The organism is Tenacibaculum halocynthiae (assembly GCF_964512825.1).
GTDB classification, from domain to species: Bacteria; Bacteroidota; Bacteroidia; order Flavobacteriales; family Flavobacteriaceae; genus Polaribacter; species Polaribacter halocynthiae.
In genome coordinates this window covers 318772-335122 of the sequence record NZ_CAZELG010000012.1, presented here as the reverse complement: position 1 = coordinate 335122, position 16351 = coordinate 318772, and the positions used below count along the sequence as shown (strand labels likewise).

Sequence of the window (16351 nt, the reverse complement as noted above, 5' to 3'; positions counted from 1 at the left end):
GTCATGAAAAAATTACTTTTATTATGTTTTGCTTTATCTCTTGCAGCATGTTCTCTAGATAGTGAAGACAACCAGGTTGTTAAATTATTAACTATCGATGAATCTTTTACTCCACAAAGTTTCACCTATAAATCTAAAGATACCATCAAGGTAAAATATACCTTACCTAACAGCTGTCACTCTTTTTTTAGTTTATACTATCAAAGTGATGGGAATGCAAGAATTATTGCAATTAGAGCTTTAGAAAAGCTAAATGCAAATTGTTCACAGCAAACTATCTCTAAAGAATTAAAAATACCAATCCAAATTCAACAAAAAGAAGATTATATTTTTAAATTCTGGAAAGGTAAAGACAATAATGGTAATGATATTTTCGAAGAAAAAACAATACCTGTTAATTAGATATTAAACTTTTACAATAGCTGTATCGTCTAATAACGGTTTATTACAAAAACGAAGTATTAGTTGGGCAACTGCAATAGTATCACGTTCACAATACTCAACAATTCGTTTTAAATTTTTCTCTTTATAATACACATTAGCAACTTCGCTTCCGTCAATATCTTCTTTTGGTGAAGGTATTCCTAAAATATGTGTTAATAATTTTAAAGAGGTATAGTGTTTGTAATCACCAAATTTCCATAATTCCAGTGTGTCAATATGGTTAACTTCCCATGGTTTTTTTCCAAATAAGCTAAGCATATCTGGTAATGGAATTTGGTGCACAACCATTCGTCTAGCTATATATGGAAAATCAAATTCTTTTCCATTATGAGCACACAAAAGATGTTTTTTTAAGTTAAAATGCTTATCTAATAATTTTTTAAAATCTTTCAACAGTATAGTTTCATCATCTCCATAAAATGAAGTAACTCTTAGTTGGTTTTTATTATTTTTAATAATAAAGTACCCAACTGAAATGCAAATTATTTTACCAAATTCTGCCCATATACCTGCTTTATCATAAAAATCTTCAGGAGAAAACTCTTCCTTTCGTTGATACTTCGTTTTTAAAGCATATAATTCTTGTTCGTTTTCAGATACTTGATTCCACCCTTCATATTGAGGTACTGTTTCAATATCTAAAAATAATACATTTTGTAACGCTAACTTATTTAACATAACCTCCTTTTTAATATTATTAAAGAGTTTGGGTTGAATAACTTAAAATTATGTTTACATTTTACAGTAAACATTCTTAGTGTGGTGATGCATTTCATAAAATCAATTTTTTTTAAATATACAAAAATTGACTTTAATTCATTATTCTATATTTAAAAGTAGAAACAACACAATATTCAAGCAATAAAAATGGTAAGTTTCTGATTTTTAACTAGTAACTTTTTCTAAAGTTTATAAAACATTAAATCAATGTTAAGTTAACTAGGAGTATGGACAATTTGTTATTTTATCGTTACTTTTGGGTATTACTACTTAAAAATTAATGTATGAATACTAGCGATATTAAGATTTTATTAGTTGATGATGAACCAGATATTTTAGAAATAGTTGGTTATAACTTAAAATCTGAAGGATATCAAGTTTTTACCGCAAACAATGGTGCTGAAGCAGTTAAAACGGCAAAAAAAGTAAATCCCCATCTAATATTATTAGATATTATGATGCCTGAAATGGATGGTATAGAAGCCTGTGAAAAAATTAGAAATATAAAGTCTCTTGAAAACGTTATTATCTCCTTTTTAACTGCTAGAGGTGAAGATTATTCTCAAGTTGCTGGTTTTGATGCTGGTGCTGATGATTATATTACAAAACCAGTAAAACCAAAGGTATTGGTTAGTAAGGTAAAGTCTTTACTTCGTCGTTTAAAAACAGAAGAAAAAGCTGATACAACTACTAAAATTGGAGATATTGTTATTAACAGAGATGAATATGTTGTTTTTAAAGGTGATGTTAAAATTTCATTACCAAGAAAAGAATTTGAACTATTCTCTTTATTAACTTCAAAACCTGGAAAAGTATTCAAAAGAGAAGTTATTTTAGATAGCGTTTGGGGAAATGAGGTTGTTGTAGGTGGAAGAACAATTGATGTTCATATTAGAAAACTACGTGAAAAAATTGGTGATGATTATTTTAAAACTGTAAAAGGTGTTGGTTATAAATTTGTTTTAGAAGAACTAGATAACTAATAAAATCATATAAAAATATTTATGTAGATTGCTTTTCAGCAATCTACTTTTATTTATACTAAAAATGAAAATAAAAAAAACATATAAATACGCCCTTTGGTCAGCGCTATATTTAACTCTACTCTCAATAATTTTTGCTGCGCTTTCTTATCTTTTATTTTATAATTTCATAGGTGGTATTACCATTATTATTTTTGGAATTCTTTTTTTTATAATCTCTTTTTTTATCATTCAATATAGAACAGAGCATTTTATATATCAAAGAATAAAAAAATTATATGAAGATATTTCTGTATTAGATATTAATGATTTAAAACGAAAAAAAGTTACAACAGATATCGAAGCTTTAACAAAAACTGTACAAGAATATGTTGAAGGAAAAAGTGAAGAAATTGCTCATTTAACACAAAGAGATTCTTTTAGAAGAGATTTTTTAGGAAATGTAGCTCATGAATTAAAAACACCTCTTTTTACCGTTCAAGGATATATTTTAACCTTAATAGAAGGTGCTGCTGATGATCAAGAGATTAGAACAAAATACCTAGAAAGAGCTAATAAAGGAGTAGAAAGATTAACCTCTATTATTAAAGATTTAGATATGATTGCTAAGCTTGAAACTGAGGGAATGAAAATGAATATTGAGCCTTTTAATATTTTAGAATTAATACAAAACGTTTTTGATTTGTTTGAAATGAAAGCAAAAAAACGTAACATTAAACTAAAGTTTGATAAACTATATGAGTTTCCATTTTTTGTAAAAGGTGATGTTGAACGTATTGAACAAGTGTTAATTAATTTAGTAGTTAACTCTATTAAATATGGTAAAGTAGGTGGAGTAACAACAGTTAGTATAGAAAGTTATAATCCAAACAAGTTTATTATAAAAGTTATTGACGACGGTGAAGGAATTAAGCAAGAACATTTATCACGTTTATTTGAACGTTTTTATAGAGTTGATCAAAGCCGTTCTAGAGAACAAGGTGGCTCAGGTTTAGGGTTATCAATTGTTAAACATATAATTGAAGCACATGGTGAAACTATACTTTTAAAAAGTAATTATGGTGAAGGCTCAGAGTTTTCTTTTACTTTAGAAAAAGCAATGTGATCTTTAAAACCAAAAACCTAAGTTAAATAACCAATATTTTTCTTTATGATCTGGAGACCAAGAATACTTGATTTCTACAGGTCCTAAAAGCGTTTCTACACTGTAACCTAAAGCGTAACCAGATTTTGTGTTTTTAAACAGCTTACCGTCAGCAAAAATATCATTTTCAACACGTGCATAATTTGCAATAAATGTTGCGTATTGTTTATCAAAAACACTGTATCTAAAATTAAATTCTGATTTTAAAAAAGATTGATTACTTAGAGCACCTATTTCATAACCGTAAAAAGATTTAAAATTATTAATATAATTTTTGTTGTATCCTCCTAAGTTAAAATCAAATATTCCTGAAGCTACGTTTCCTAATGTATAACCAGCTTCTGATGTATATTGAATAGTAAGCTTGTCGTAAAAAGTTTTTGCAAAACCTAAAGTTCCTGACAACTGTGAGAACTGACTATATTTATTTGTTAATACAATCTCTTTTTGATTAATATTTTCATTTCTATCAGACCAAATAAACCATTTAAAATCTACATCAGCATAAAATCCACTTGTTGGGAACATTTTTTTATTATAAGTGTCTAATTTTAAAAATGTAAAAGCGTTTATATAATTGCTATTATCAAAAACAGTTTCTTTATCATTCGTTAAAATTGTTTCTGAAGTTATTTTAATTTTTTTGTTCTCTAATCCAATACCAAAAGCAAACTTTTTATCAACTGTAGTTTGTAAATGAACAGCGTTTGTAAAATCTATATATCTAATGTTAATTCTATTAATAACAGCATCATTAAATAGAAAAGCTCCTCTAAAAGAATTGTATCTTGAAGAAAAACCATAACTAGGTAATAACCCATTATCTATAAAATAATTTAAATTATAACGAATTCTATCACCAATTCCTACATCAAAAGAAAACTCATCATTTTGCTTTAATAATTTTTTATGACTATAATTTAATAAAACTGCCGATTTGTACAACAAATCATAATGCAACCCAAAACGTAAAAAAGATTTAATATTATCTTCTTTAACTTTAAGTTCTAACTTTTTTCCTTTAAATGATTTTTCAAAATGATAATCTATTCTTTCAAAGTTTTTAGTAGCAGTTAATGAGCTAATTTTTTTTGAAATATCATGATACGAAACACTATCACCTTCTTTTAACTGTAGTTTTCCTAAAATATAATTATTTGTATAATTTTTATTCCCTTTAATAATTATTCTATCAACTAATATTTTATCGTTAGAAAATTTTAATTGAGGTCTTCTTTTCTTTGCTTTTTGCAATTTAGCAATGCTATCAAAAACAACTTTATAAGGTTTTGCTACACGAATTCCCTCTGTTAAAATTTCTTGCTTTTTATCAAAAGAAATAACACTGTATTCTAAAATATTAGGTTTTAAACAAATATCTAACAATTTTACCTGCTCATCAGCTTTTTCATACATCTGAAAATTAATGATTTGTAATAAAATAGAAGCTACCGACTCTAATTCTTTTCTCTTTAATAATTCACCTTGAACATTCACCCCAATAATAAGGTCCATGTTTTTAGTTTTCATAATATCAACAGGAAAATTATTTACAACACCACCATCAACTAATAATTTACCATCAATATCTACCGGATTTAATAACGAAGGAAAAGCTCCGCTTGCTCTAAGAGCTAGGGGCAAAGATCCTTTTTCAAGAATAACTTCTTTACCAGTTTCAATATTTGTTGCAATACAATAAAACGGAATTGGTAGTTTTGAAAAATCATTGACATTATCAACAGGAGCTAATAATTCAGTTAAAAAATTAAGTACATTTTGTCCTTTTGATAATCCTAAAGGCAATCCAACTCCTCCTTTTTTTATAGGTAGTGAAATAGCATACTTTTCACCATGTTGTTTCATAAAAAATGGTTTGTTATTTCTACTTACTTTATCTTGAAGTAACGACATAAAATCTGCCCCTTCAATAATTTTTTCAATTTGATTTGCAGAATAACCAGCCGAATATAACCCACCAATAATTGCTCCCATACTAGTACCTCCAACATAGTCAACTTGTACTCCTGCCTTTTCTAGTTGTTTAAGTACACCAACATGGGCAAACCCTTTTGCTCCACCTCCACTTAAAACTAATCCGATTTTTGGTTGCTCTTGAGCAAATAAAAAAGTTGGAATAAGTAATAAAAAAAGTATTTTTCTCATAGTCATTTTTTATGATAATACTGGTAAATTTTTTGAGCCCTTGACAAGCCAACCACCTCTTTTAACTCATCTAGATTTGCACTTTTAACTCTTTTCGCTGATTTAAATGTACGCAATAAATTAGTAATGGTTTGTTTACCAATATCTGGTATTTCTTCTAATTCTGATTGTATAGCACTTTTGCTTCGCTTGTTACGATGAAAAGTAATTCCAAAACGGTGTGCTTCGTTTCGTAAGTATTGAATAATTTTAAGAGACTCTGATTTTTTATCTAAATATAAAGGAACACTATCACCTGGATAATAGATTTCTTCTAAACGTTTAGCAATACCAATAATAGCTATTTTTCCTCTTAATCCTAAAATATCTAAGCTCTTTAAAGCAGATGATAACTGTCCTTTTCCACCATCAATTACTATTAACTGTGGTAATGATTTTTCTTCTTCTAATAAACGTTTATATCTTCGGTATACTACTTCTTCCATTGAAGCAAAATCATCAGGTCCTTCAACCGTTTTTATATTAAAGTGACGGTACTCTTTTTTACTAGGCTTTCCATCTTTAAACACAACGCAAGCAGCAACCGGATGAGTTCCTTGAATATTTGAATTATCAAAACATTCAATATGTCTTGGCTCTTCATGTAATCGTAAATCTTTTTGCATTTGTCCCATAATACGTTTTACATGACGCTCAGGATCTACAATTTTAATTTGTTTAAACTGTTCTTGACGGTAATATTTTGCATTTCTTTCTGATAACTCAACTATCCGTTTTTTATCACCTAACTTAGGAACTGTAACTTTTATATGCTCTCCTAGATTCACTTTAAAAGGCACATATATTTCCCTTGATAATGAATTAAAACGTTGGCGAGTTTCAATAATAAATAACTCCAGTAATTCTTTATCTGTTTCATCTAACTTCTTCTTTATTTCTGTGGTATACGACTGCACTATAGCACCGTTCATAACCTTAAAAAAGTTAGTATAACCATGAGTTTCATCAGAAATAATAGAAAATATATCTACATTATTAATCGATGGATTAACGATTGTAGATTTTGCTTGGTAATTTTGTAAAGAATCTAATTTTTCTTTAATTTTTTGAGCTTCTTCAAATTTCATGTCAGTTGCAAAATCAAGCATTATTTGATGAAATTGTTCTAAACTTTCTTTAAAATTACCTTTAATAATATCTCTAATTGCTTTAATATCTCGCAAATAGTTTTCTTCAGTTTGTAGCCCCTCACAAGGTCCTTTACAGTTTCCTAAATGATATTCTAAACAAACTTTATATTTATCTGCATTAATTTTAGTTTCATGCAAATCATAATTACACGTTCGAAGCGGATATAACTCTTTAATTAAGTCTAATAAAGCATATACGGTTTTAACATTTGTATAGGGTCCAAAATATTCAGATCCATCTTTAATTACCCTACGAGTAGAAAATATTCGTGGAAAACGCTCTTTTTTAATACAAATCCATGGATATGACTTATCATCTTTTAATAAAATATTATATCGAGGTTTGTATTTTTTAATTAGGTTATTTTCTAAAAGTAACGCATCAGTTTCCGTATCAACTACAACATGTTCAATTCGTACAATTTTCTTTACTAAAATTCGTGTTTTTCCATTGTCGTGATTCTTAGTAAAATAAGATGATACTCGCTTCTTTAAATTTTTAGCTTTACCCACGTATATAATAACATCCTCCTTATCAAAATACTGATATACTCCGGGTGAATCTGGTAGTGTTTTAACTTGTAATTCTAAAGCTGTAGGCATACAACGAAAATACAATTTTATAAAAAGAAATTAACTGTAATAACGTACATTTATCCATATTTATTTTTAGATGCAAAAACCATTAGATTTTTATAAAAAACAACTTGTTGAGTTAGAAGAAAGCTACACAACAATTACAAAAAAAATTATTACTGTTCGTGTTTTACGTTTTGTAATTTTTTTATCTACAACAATAAGTATTTACTATACTTTTCAACTTTCTAAGATTCCTTTACTACTAGGTATAGTAGGATTACTACTTTTTGCTTTTTTAGTATTAAAACATGAAAAACTAAAAGACTACCGAAAAATTATTACTGCAAAGAAAGCAATTAATACTACTGAAATTAATGTGTTAAACAGGCGCTATTTTGATTTAGATACTGGTGAAGAATTTATAAATCCATCACACTTTTTTAGTAACGATATTGATTTATTCGGAATAGGTTCTTTTTTTCAATATATAAACAGAACTGTAACCAATGATGGAAAAAAGCAACTTGCTTTAACATTGGTAAGTAATGTTATTACAGGCATTAAAGAAAAACAACTTGCTTTACAAGAATTAGCCTCAAAAATTAAGTGGCGTCAGCATTTTTCTGCGTTAGAAACTGCTGTTTCTTCTAAAAAAGAAACAACAGAAATTACTAATTGGATTACTAATTACACCTCAAAATTGCCTGCTTTTTTAGCTATGTTTTCTAAAATTTTCTCTATCATTTCAATACTACTTATTGGTTTATTTAGTTTCAAAATAATTACATTTTCAATAGTATTAACATGGTTTTTTATTGGTTTAGCAATTACTGGATATACTATAAAAAAAACACAAAAACTATATACTGAAGCCGGTAATGCTAAAGATATCTTTAAACAATATCATCTTTTACTAGAACAAATAGAAAATGAAAATTTTACTTCTAGTATTTTAAAAAACAAACAACAAGATATTACTTCAGAAAATAAAAAAGCATCTGCAATTTTTAAAGAATTTTCTAAAATATTGGATGCTTTTGACCAAAGAAACAACATCATTATAGCTGTAGTTGGTAACGGGTTGTTTTTATGGGACATTTTAAACGCTATTAAAACTGAGCGTTGGATTAATCAATACAAAAACACTGTTGATAAATGGTTTAAAACTGTTAGCTTTTTTGATGCTCAAAACTCACTTGCTAACTTTGTTTATAATCAACCTTCATATGTTTTCCCTATTATTCAGGAAAAAGAAACAACTATTCAAGCAAAAAACTTAGGACATCCTTTATTAAATCCATCAAAAAGAATAGATAATAATTTTACTATTAATAACGAGCAATTTTTTATTATTACTGGAGCAAATATGGCCGGGAAAAGTACATTTTTACGTACCGTTTCTTTATCAATAGTTATGGCCAATTGTGGATTACCTGTATGCGCTGAAGGTTACAATTACAAACCTATAAAGTTAATAACCAGTATGCGAACATCTGATTCATTAACAGATGATGAATCTTATTTTTATTCAGAATTAAAACGTTTAAAATTTATTGTTGATCAAATAAAAACTGATACTTATTTTATAATACTAGATGAAATTTTAAAAGGTACCAATAGTAAAGATAAGGCTATTGGTTCAAAAAAGTTTGTTGAAAAACTAAACGGCTCAAAATCTACTGGAATAATAGCTACTCACGATGTTAGTTTATGTGAATTAGCAAATGAACATTCACAAATAGCTAATTATTATTTTGATGCTGAAATTGTTAATAATGAACTGTATTTTGATTATGAAATGAAAAATGGTGTTTGCAAAAATATGAACGCTTCTTTTTTATTACAAAAAATGGAAATTGTATAAATCTTAGTTTTCAATAAACTATGATAAATGACAGGAAAAAATTGATTCATTAATACGTACCTTTGTTAAATGCATACACTTCTTGATAGTTTCGGACGACAAATTAACTATGTTCGGTTAGCAGTAACTGATCGTTGTAACTTGCGTTGTCAATATTGCATGCCTGCTCATGGTATTGACATTGTTCCAAGAAAAGAATTGCTTACCTATAAAGAAATGTATCGAATTATTCGAGTACTTACTGAATTAGGTGTAAATAAAGTACGTTTAACTGGTGGAGAACCTTTTGTTAGAAAAGACTTTATTGGCTTTTTAGAAATGCTTTCTTATAACGATTTATTAGATACCATAAATGTTACTACTAACGGAGCGTTAGTTTCTAAACACTTAGAAAAATTAGAAAGCCTTAAAAAGATTAAGAACATCAATTTAAGTATTGATAGTTTACAGGAAGAGAAATTTAAAACCATAACAAGACGTGATGTTTTTCCTGAAGTATATAAAACCTTTGAGTTATTAGAAAAAAGCTCATTAAACTTAAAATTAAATGTAGTTGTACAATCTGGTTTCAACACAAATGAAATCAATGATTTTGTTCGTTTAACAAAAGAAAAAAATATTGCTGTTCGCTTTATTGAAGAAATGCCTTTTAACGGAAGTGGGCAACGTGACTTAAAAGAAAATTGGAATTTTAAACGAATTTTACAAGAAATACAATCGCAATTTGATGTTGAAGAAATTCCTGCAAAAAAATCATCGACCTCTAGAAATTATCAAGCAAAAAATCATTTAGGAACTGTGGGAATAATTCCTGCTTTTACTAGAACTATTTGTAATGATTGTAACCGTATTAGAATTACCTCAACAGGTACTTTTAAAAATTGTTTGTTTGATGATGGTGTTTTTAATTTACGTGACTTTATTCGAAATGGAGCAAGTAACAACGATTTAAAAGAGTTGTTTTTATCTTTAGTAAAAGAAAAACCAGAAAATGGTTTTGTGGCTGAAGCGAATAGAAAAAAAGGAAACGTTTCAGAAAGTATGAGTACTATTGGAGGCTAACTATTATGGATAATTTCATTGATAACAACCCTATAATTTCTGGGATAATACTTATTATAATTGGTGCATGGTTATTAGTTTATCAGATAGAAAGCCTAAAAAAACAAAAAGATAATAAACATAAAACAGTTCTTTTAAAAACGGCTAATATGAATATGATTGGATTAATTGTTCTCTTCATAATTGGAGGGCTTATTATAATTTTTAAAGCTTGATAAAATGATTTCTATAGAAGAAGCAAAACATATAATTTTAGAAAACACACAAAATTTTGAAATTGAAGAAATTCCTTTTATACAGTCAGTTGGTAGAATCTTAAAAGAAAATATTGTTGCCGATAGAGATTTCCCTCCATTCAATCGTGTGGCTATGGATGGTATTGCTATCAATTATCGTTTTTTTAAAGAAGGAATTCATGATTTTAAAATAGAAGGAGTTCAACCAGCTGGTAGTATACAAGAAACACTTAAAAATGCAGCCAATTGTTACGAAGTAATGACTGGTGCTACCTTACCTAATAATGTTGATACAGTAATTAGATATGAAGATCTACAAATAACTAATGGTACAGCAACAATTATTGTAGATGCTATCAAAGAAGGGCAAAACATACACAAACAAGGTTCTGATAAACTACAAGGCGATTTATTAATTAAAGAAAACACATGTATTTCTCCTGCTGAAATTGGAGTTTTAGCAACTGTAGGTAAAGCTACCGTAAAAGTAGCTAGACGTCCTAAGGTGATGATTGTTTCTACTGGTGATGAATTAGTTGAAGTAGATAAAAATCCGTTAGCTCATCAAATTCGAAGAAGTAATGTGTACACCTTAGTTTCTTTGTTAGAAAAATTAAATATTCCTTCAGAAACAGCTCACATAGCAGATGAAAAACCTGTTCTAAAAGAAAAAATAGCCACCTTTTTACAAGAATATGATGTACTTCTTTTTAGCGGTGCTGTTAGTAAAGGAAAATTCGATTTTCTACCTGAAGTTTTAGAAGAGTTAAAAGTTGAAAAACTGTTTCATAAAGTGGCACAACGCCCAGGAAAACCATTCTGGTTCGGACGCTCAGGTGCTTTGGCTAATACAAAAAGTACGGTTGTTTTTGCTTTCCCTGGAAATCCTATTTCAACTTATGTAAATTGTATGGTTTATTTTTATGATTGGTATTATACATCTGTAGGTATTAAACCCAAAAAAGAAACGGCAATTCTTGCTGAAGATGTAAATTTTAAACCCAACCTAACGTATTTTTTACAAGTTAAATTAAGCTATCGTTTTGGTCATTTAATAGCAACTCCTATAAAAGGAAACGGCTCAGGTGATTTAGCTAGTTTAGTTTCAACAGATGGATTTATTGAAATTCCAAAAACAGAAGAAACTGAGTTTAAAAAAGGTAGTGTTTTTCCAGTAATTAAATATAGATAGAAGAGAGCTGTCAGTTCGAGTGAATTTGTGAAGAATGAACAAATTTGTATCGAGAACAAATAATGAATTAGGATATTAAAATTTAAAACTAATAACGTGAGCAATTTTTCCCATATAAACGAAAAAAACAATCCTAAAATGGTGAATGTTTCTGATAAAAAAATCACGAAACGAACAGCTATTGCAAAAGCTACCATGTTTTTAGGTGAAGAAATTATTAGTCATTTTAATACCAATGAATTAACAACTAAAAAAGGTCCAGTTTTTCAAACAGCCATCATAGCTGGAATTCAGGCAGTAAAAAAAACGTCAGATATTATTCCTATGTGTCATCCGTTGTTGATTAATGGGGTTGACATTGACATCAATATTGTAGATAAAGAACAAGTAGAAGTATTTTGTAAAGTAACTATTGAAGGAAAAACAGGTGTTGAAATGGAAGCGCTTACTGGAGCATCAGCTACATGTTTAACCATTTATGATATGTGTAAAGCTATTAGTCAGGAAATGATAATAAAAGAAATTAAATTAGTAGAAAAAACAGGAGGTAAATCAGATATTAAAAATGGATAAAAAGCATTCAAAACATACCAAACTAACTAAAAAACAAAACGATAATTTTGCTCCTAATGAAGTATCTATTTTGGGAACAAAATGTGGTATTATAGCTGATTTAGTGACTACAGTTTCAAACAAACTATCACATTATAATCTTGGATATTTTGATGCTTCACATGCTAAAGATGTTCCACAAAATAATTTCTCTGAGTATACCTTTCATCATGAAGGAAACCTTCAAATAAATACAACTTCTCCCATAAATAAATACGAACAACGATTACAGTTTTACAATCATGATTTCGTGTTTATTAACGGAAATCATTATCAAGGTGCTAAACAAATTTTAATTTTAGACGATGAAAAAGAAGCTTCAGTAAAAAAACGCTTAAAACAACTAACAAACATTCAATTCATCATAAAATTAAATGATAACACTCCATATTTTGAATGTTTGACAGAGAAGTTTCCAAATATTAAAAACATAACTTCATACACAATTGATCAGGTTGATAAAATCACAAATCATATAAACAGTTTAATTCAAGAACATATTGCTCCTATAAAAGGTTTAGTGTTAATTGGAGGAAAAAGTACTAGAATGGGTACTGATAAATCTGAATTAAATTACTTTGGGAAACCTCAAAAAGAGCATGTAAAAGAACTCTTAGAAAAATGCTCTTTACCAACTTTTTTCTCTGTTCAGCAACCTTCAGAAAAAGACAATGAAATTCATGATGTATTTTTAAATCTAGGTCCTTTTGGTGGAATTTGCTCTGCTTTTCAACAAGACCCTAACGCAGCATGGTTAGTGATGGCTACTGATATTCCTTTTGTAAATGAAGAAATTATTAAACTTTTATTAGAAAACAGAGATCCTAGTAAAGTAGCAACTGCTATTAAAGGAAAAGGGAAAGAATTTCCAGAACCATTAATTACCATATATGAGCCTAAAGCTTACGGAAAATTATTACAGTATTTAGCACAAGGATATTCTTGCCCTCGTAAAATGCTCATTAATTCTGATGTTAAAATTGTAGAAATTAAAGATACTTTTATCAGAAACATCAATACTCCTGAAGATTTTGAAACTGCTTCTCAAGAAATTAAAAAGAGTGTGTAAATTAAAAATACTCTAAATTGGGATAAACTTTTACCCCAATTTAGAGTATATACAAAAGAATATTTTCTTATTTCAAATCAAACCTATCTAAGTTCATTACTTTAACCCAAGCAGCAATAAAATCAGTAATAAATTTTTCTTTAGCATCATTACTTGCATATACTTCTGCTAAACCTCTTAATTCAGAATTAGATCCAAAAATTAAATCAGCTCTGGTAGCTTTCCATTTAACAGCATTCGTTTTTCTGTCTTTACCTTCTAATTCCATTTTTTCTTCAGAAACAGGAGTCCAATAAGTACCCATATCTAAAAGGTTTACAAAAAAATCATTTGTTAAAACACCTGGTGTCTTAGTAAGAATTCCTTTAGTTGAAGCATCATAACTTACATTTAATGCACGCATTCCTCCAACTAAAACTGTCATTTCAGGAGCTGTTAAAGTTAATAACTGCGCTTTATCTACTAACAACTCTTCGGTTGTAAGTGTATATTTTTTCTTCTGATAATTTCTAAATCCATCTGCCATTGGTTCTAAAACAGCAAATGAAGTAACATCTGTTTGTTCTTGTGTAGCATCCATTCTTCCAGGATTAAAAGGAACTTCTACTGAGAACCCTGCTTTTTTAGCACCTTCTTCTACTGCTAGTGAACCTCCTAAAACAATTAAATCGGCAATAGAAACCTTTCTAGATGTATTGTTAAATTCAGATTGAATTTTTTTATAAACACCTAACACCTTTTTTAATTGAGCTGGATTATTACTTTCCCAATTAATTTGTGGCTCTAAACGAATACGAGCACCGTTAGCCCCACCTCTTCTATCTGATCCTCTGTAAGTAGAAGCCGATGCCCATGCTGTTTCTACCAACAGATTATGAGGAATTCCAGAATTAAGAATTTCTTTTTTAAGTATTTTAATTTCAGATTTTGTAATTAATTTATCCTTTCGTGTTGGAATTGGGTCTTGCCAAATAAAATTCTCTTTAGGAATTTCAGAACCTAAATACGTTGATTTTGGTCCCATATCTCTATGTGTAAGTTTAAACCAAGCTTTTGCAAATGCTTCATCAAAAGATAAAGGGTTTTCTAAAAATTTTTGACATACTTTTTTATAATCAGGATCAAATTTCAGTGCTAAATCTGAAGTTAACATGGTAGGTCTATGTCTTTTGTTTTTATCAAAAGCATCAGGAAAAACTTCTCCAACACCTTTTGCAGACCATTGATGTGCACCAGCAGGACTTTTAGTTAATTCCCATTCGTTATCAAATAATGTATTTAAAAAAGCATGACTCCATCTTGTTGGTGTCGGGGTCCAAATAACTTCTAAACCAGAAGTAATAGCATCTTTACCTTTTCCTGTTTTATAACTACTTTTCCACCCTAATCCTTGTTCTTCAATACCAGCTGCTTCAGGAGAAGTTCCTACATTTTCTGCAGGTCCAGCTCCATGCGTTTTTCCAAAAGTATGACCTCCAGCAATTAAAGCAACTGTTTCTTCATCATTCATCCCCATCCTAGCAAAAGATATACGTATGTTTTTAGCAGAAGCAACTGGATCAGGTTTTCCATTTGGCCCTTCTGGGTTTACGTAAATTAATCCCATTTGTACAGCTGCCAAAGGATTTTCAATATCTAGATCTAACTTTCCTTCTTTATTCAGTCTTCTACTTTCTAACCATCCTGATTCTGATCCCCAATACACATCCTTTTGAGGTTCCCATACATCTTCTCTTCCTCCTGCAAAACCAATCGTTTTTAATCCCATCGATTCAATAGCTACATTTCCTGTTAAAATCATTAAATCTGCCCAAGAAATTTTTTTACCATATTTCTGTTTTATAGGCCACAATAACCTTCTAGCTTTATCTAAATTACCATTATCAGGCCAACTATTTTGAGGAGCAAAACGTTGAAGTCCCATACGTGTACCTCCTCTTCCATCACCTGTACGATAAATTCCTGCACTATGCCAAGCCATACGTATAAATAATGGTCCATAATGACCATAATCTGCTGGCCACCAATCTTGAGATTCAGTCATTAACTTTGTAAGGTCCTTTTTTAATTGCGCGTAATCTAGTTTGTTAAATTCTTCAGCATAATTAAACTGTTTTTTCATTGGATTTGATAATGCTGAGTTTTGTGCTAGAACATCTAAATCCAATTTGTTAGGCCACCAATCTTTATTAGACTTCTTTTGTGAAATTTGCTCTTTTTTATGTCCTTTATCAAAACCAAAAGGGCACTTTCCTTTTTCTTTTACTTCACTATGGTTTTCACCACTGCTGCAAGCGAAAAGTAAAGAACTTGCTGCTACTACTAAATAAAATTTTTTCATTTTTTAAATGGATTAAGTTTAATAGTAAATTTAAATAAAGTAAAGTGATTATGTTTTTATTTAAAATAGAAATAATTTATATCGGTATTTATTGAACTTTCCTACTGTTCCATCTTTTGCTATTATCAATTATAGTTTTTAACTATTTTTGAAGCTTAATTAGGAAAGGCATGAATAACGTATTACACATTTTTTGTAATAATAAAGCATTAACAATTTTCAAAAACTCTTCTATTGAAGGAAGTACCATTTTTTTTGATGAAAATTTAATCGAAGGACCTTTAACCAAAGATGTTTTTTCCGATAACTTTTGGTCTGAACGTTATTCTTATTTTGAAACCAAGCATCAAAAAATGAGAATAGATTATTTTGACGCTACTATAAAACCTATTTTACAATTAGAAGACCTAAGCATATATTCTGAAGTAACACTATGGTTAGATTATACTAAATTATCTCAAATTAATTTAATGGCTTTAGGTTGTTTTTTAGCACAACATTTTTCTAAAAATACTCAATATTTTCTAGTGTGCTCTGGTAAACATAAAGGTAAAAAAGAGTTACAAAAATTAACAAACTATACTTCGGAAGAGTTTTCTATTCTTTATGGCTATAAAGTAAAAATTACATTGCCAAATTTAGAGTTTCTAAAAAACTGTTGGGATGCTTATGTAACAAAAAACACTCTTTTTAACTATGGTGAGTTCTCTAATAAGTTTAGATACCTACAAGATTCTTTAAATAATTAA

At 28.9% G+C, this 16351-nt stretch carries 14 protein-coding genes; 10 read left to right on the top strand and 4 right to left on the bottom strand.

From position 1 onward, the window contains the following. Positions 1-3: 3 nt before the first annotated feature. Positions 4-402: a hypothetical protein gene (locus ACKTTQ_RS04820; RefSeq protein WP_093869486.1), complete on the top strand. Its 399-nt coding sequence runs from the start codon at positions 4-6 to the stop codon at positions 400-402. A gap of 3 nt (positions 403-405) precedes the next feature. Here the strand turns inward: ACKTTQ_RS04820 and ACKTTQ_RS04815 are convergent, their stop codons facing one another. After that, positions 406-1122: a 3'-5' exonuclease gene (locus tag ACKTTQ_RS04815; protein ID WP_408048541.1), complete on the bottom strand. Its 717-nt coding sequence runs from the start codon at positions 1120-1122 to the stop codon at positions 406-408. 326 nt (positions 1123-1448) lie between these two features. On the opposite strand from ACKTTQ_RS04815, the gene ACKTTQ_RS04810 reads away from it, so the two are divergent. Both ACKTTQ_RS04810 and ACKTTQ_RS04805 read left to right on the top strand, forming a co-directional pair. Continuing rightward, positions 1449-2147 (top strand): response regulator transcription factor, encoded by a 699-nt coding sequence (locus ACKTTQ_RS04810; RefSeq protein ID WP_113786326.1) that lies wholly within the window; start codon positions 1449-1451, stop codon positions 2145-2147. 64 nt (positions 2148-2211) lie between these two features. Continuing rightward, entirely contained in the window at positions 2212-3252 is a 1041-nt protein-coding gene (locus ACKTTQ_RS04805) for a sensor histidine kinase (protein ID WP_093869489.1), read from the top strand. 3 nt (positions 3253-3255) lie between these two features. On the opposite strand, the gene ACKTTQ_RS04800 is transcribed toward ACKTTQ_RS04805, so the two are convergent. Together ACKTTQ_RS04800 and uvrC are read right to left on the bottom strand one after the other, a co-directional pair. Then, on the bottom strand, positions 3256-5457 hold the full coding sequence (locus ACKTTQ_RS04800) for a patatin-like phospholipase family protein (protein WP_408048540.1): 2202 nt from the start codon (positions 5455-5457) through the stop codon (positions 3256-3258). A gap of 2 nt (positions 5458-5459) precedes the next feature. Further along, positions 5460-7250: an excinuclease ABC subunit UvrC gene (gene uvrC, locus ACKTTQ_RS04795; RefSeq protein ID WP_408048539.1), complete on the bottom strand. Its 1791-nt coding sequence runs from the start codon at positions 7248-7250 to the stop codon at positions 5460-5462. Positions 7251-7320: 70 nt separating this feature from the next. Here uvrC and ACKTTQ_RS04790 point away from each other — a divergent pair, with 70 nt between their 5' ends. The 6 genes from ACKTTQ_RS04790 (at position 7321) to ACKTTQ_RS04765 (ending at position 13261) form a co-directional block, all read left to right on the top strand. Next, a complete protein-coding gene (locus tag ACKTTQ_RS04790) occupies positions 7321-9090 on the top strand; it encodes a MutS-related protein (RefSeq protein ID WP_408048538.1) in 1770 nt (589 codons plus the stop codon). 69 nt (positions 9091-9159) lie between these two features. Further along, on the top strand, positions 9160-10152 hold the full coding sequence (gene moaA, locus ACKTTQ_RS04785) for a GTP 3',8-cyclase MoaA (RefSeq protein ID WP_408048537.1): 993 nt from the start codon (positions 9160-9162) through the stop codon (positions 10150-10152). Positions 10153-10157: 5 nt separating this feature from the next. Then, positions 10158-10367, top strand: coding sequence for a hypothetical protein (locus tag ACKTTQ_RS04780; RefSeq protein WP_093869494.1), 210 nt, complete (start codon positions 10158-10160; stop codon positions 10365-10367). Positions 10368-10371: 4 nt separating this feature from the next. Further along, the gene (locus tag ACKTTQ_RS04775; RefSeq protein WP_408048536.1) at positions 10372-11580 is read left to right on the top strand and encodes a molybdopterin molybdotransferase MoeA; all 1209 of its coding nucleotides are present in this window, start codon (positions 10372-10374) and stop codon (positions 11578-11580) included. 96 nt (positions 11581-11676) lie between these two features. After that, positions 11677-12153, top strand: coding sequence for a cyclic pyranopterin monophosphate synthase MoaC (moaC, locus tag ACKTTQ_RS04770; protein ID WP_093869496.1), 477 nt, complete (start codon positions 11677-11679; stop codon positions 12151-12153). Next, the gene (locus ACKTTQ_RS04765; RefSeq protein WP_093869497.1) at positions 12146-13261 is read left to right on the top strand and encodes an NTP transferase domain-containing protein; all 1116 of its coding nucleotides are present in this window, start codon (positions 12146-12148) and stop codon (positions 13259-13261) included. Before moaC ends, ACKTTQ_RS04765 begins: the two co-directional genes overlap by 8 nt. A gap of 67 nt (positions 13262-13328) precedes the next feature. Here the strand turns inward: ACKTTQ_RS04765 and katG are convergent, their stop codons facing one another. After that, the gene (gene katG / locus ACKTTQ_RS04760) at positions 13329-15602 is read right to left on the bottom strand and encodes a catalase/peroxidase HPI (protein WP_408048535.1); all 2274 of its coding nucleotides are present in this window, start codon (positions 15600-15602) and stop codon (positions 13329-13331) included. Between the two features lie 170 nt (positions 15603-15772). Here katG and ACKTTQ_RS04755 point away from each other — a divergent pair, with 170 nt between their 5' ends. Continuing rightward, positions 15773-16351: a DUF1835 domain-containing protein gene (locus ACKTTQ_RS04755; RefSeq protein WP_093869499.1), complete on the top strand. Its 579-nt coding sequence runs from the start codon at positions 15773-15775 to the stop codon at positions 16349-16351.

Coding starts and splice junctions, on each gene's coding strand:
- ACKTTQ_RS04820 (WP_093869486.1), top strand. CDS start 4: ATGAAAAAATTACTTTTATTATGTTTTGCTTTATCTCTTGCAGCATGT.
- ACKTTQ_RS04815 (WP_408048541.1), bottom strand. CDS start 1,122: ATGTTAAATAAGTTAGCGTTACAAAATGTATTATTTTTAGATATTGAA.
- ACKTTQ_RS04810 (WP_113786326.1), top strand. CDS start 1,449: ATGAATACTAGCGATATTAAGATTTTATTAGTTGATGATGAACCAGAT.
- ACKTTQ_RS04805 (WP_093869489.1), top strand. CDS start 2,212: ATGAAAATAAAAAAAACATATAAATACGCCCTTTGGTCAGCGCTATAT.
- ACKTTQ_RS04800 (WP_408048540.1), bottom strand. CDS start 5,457: ATGAGAAAAATACTTTTTTTATTACTTATTCCAACTTTTTTATTTGCT.
- uvrC (WP_408048539.1), bottom strand. CDS start 7,250: ATGCCTACAGCTTTAGAATTACAAGTTAAAACACTACCAGATTCACCC.
- ACKTTQ_RS04790 (WP_408048538.1), top strand. CDS start 7,321: ATGCAAAAACCATTAGATTTTTATAAAAAACAACTTGTTGAGTTAGAA.
- moaA (WP_408048537.1), top strand. CDS start 9,160: ATGCATACACTTCTTGATAGTTTCGGACGACAAATTAACTATGTTCGG.
- ACKTTQ_RS04780 (WP_093869494.1), top strand. CDS start 10,158: ATGGATAATTTCATTGATAACAACCCTATAATTTCTGGGATAATACTT.
- ACKTTQ_RS04775 (WP_408048536.1), top strand. CDS start 10,372: ATGATTTCTATAGAAGAAGCAAAACATATAATTTTAGAAAACACACAA.
- ACKTTQ_RS04765 (WP_093869497.1), top strand. CDS start 12,146: ATGGATAAAAAGCATTCAAAACATACCAAACTAACTAAAAAACAAAAC.
- katG (WP_408048535.1), bottom strand. CDS start 15,602: ATGAAAAAATTTTATTTAGTAGTAGCAGCAAGTTCTTTACTTTTCGCT.
- ACKTTQ_RS04755 (WP_093869499.1), top strand. CDS start 15,773: ATGAATAACGTATTACACATTTTTTGTAATAATAAAGCATTAACAATT.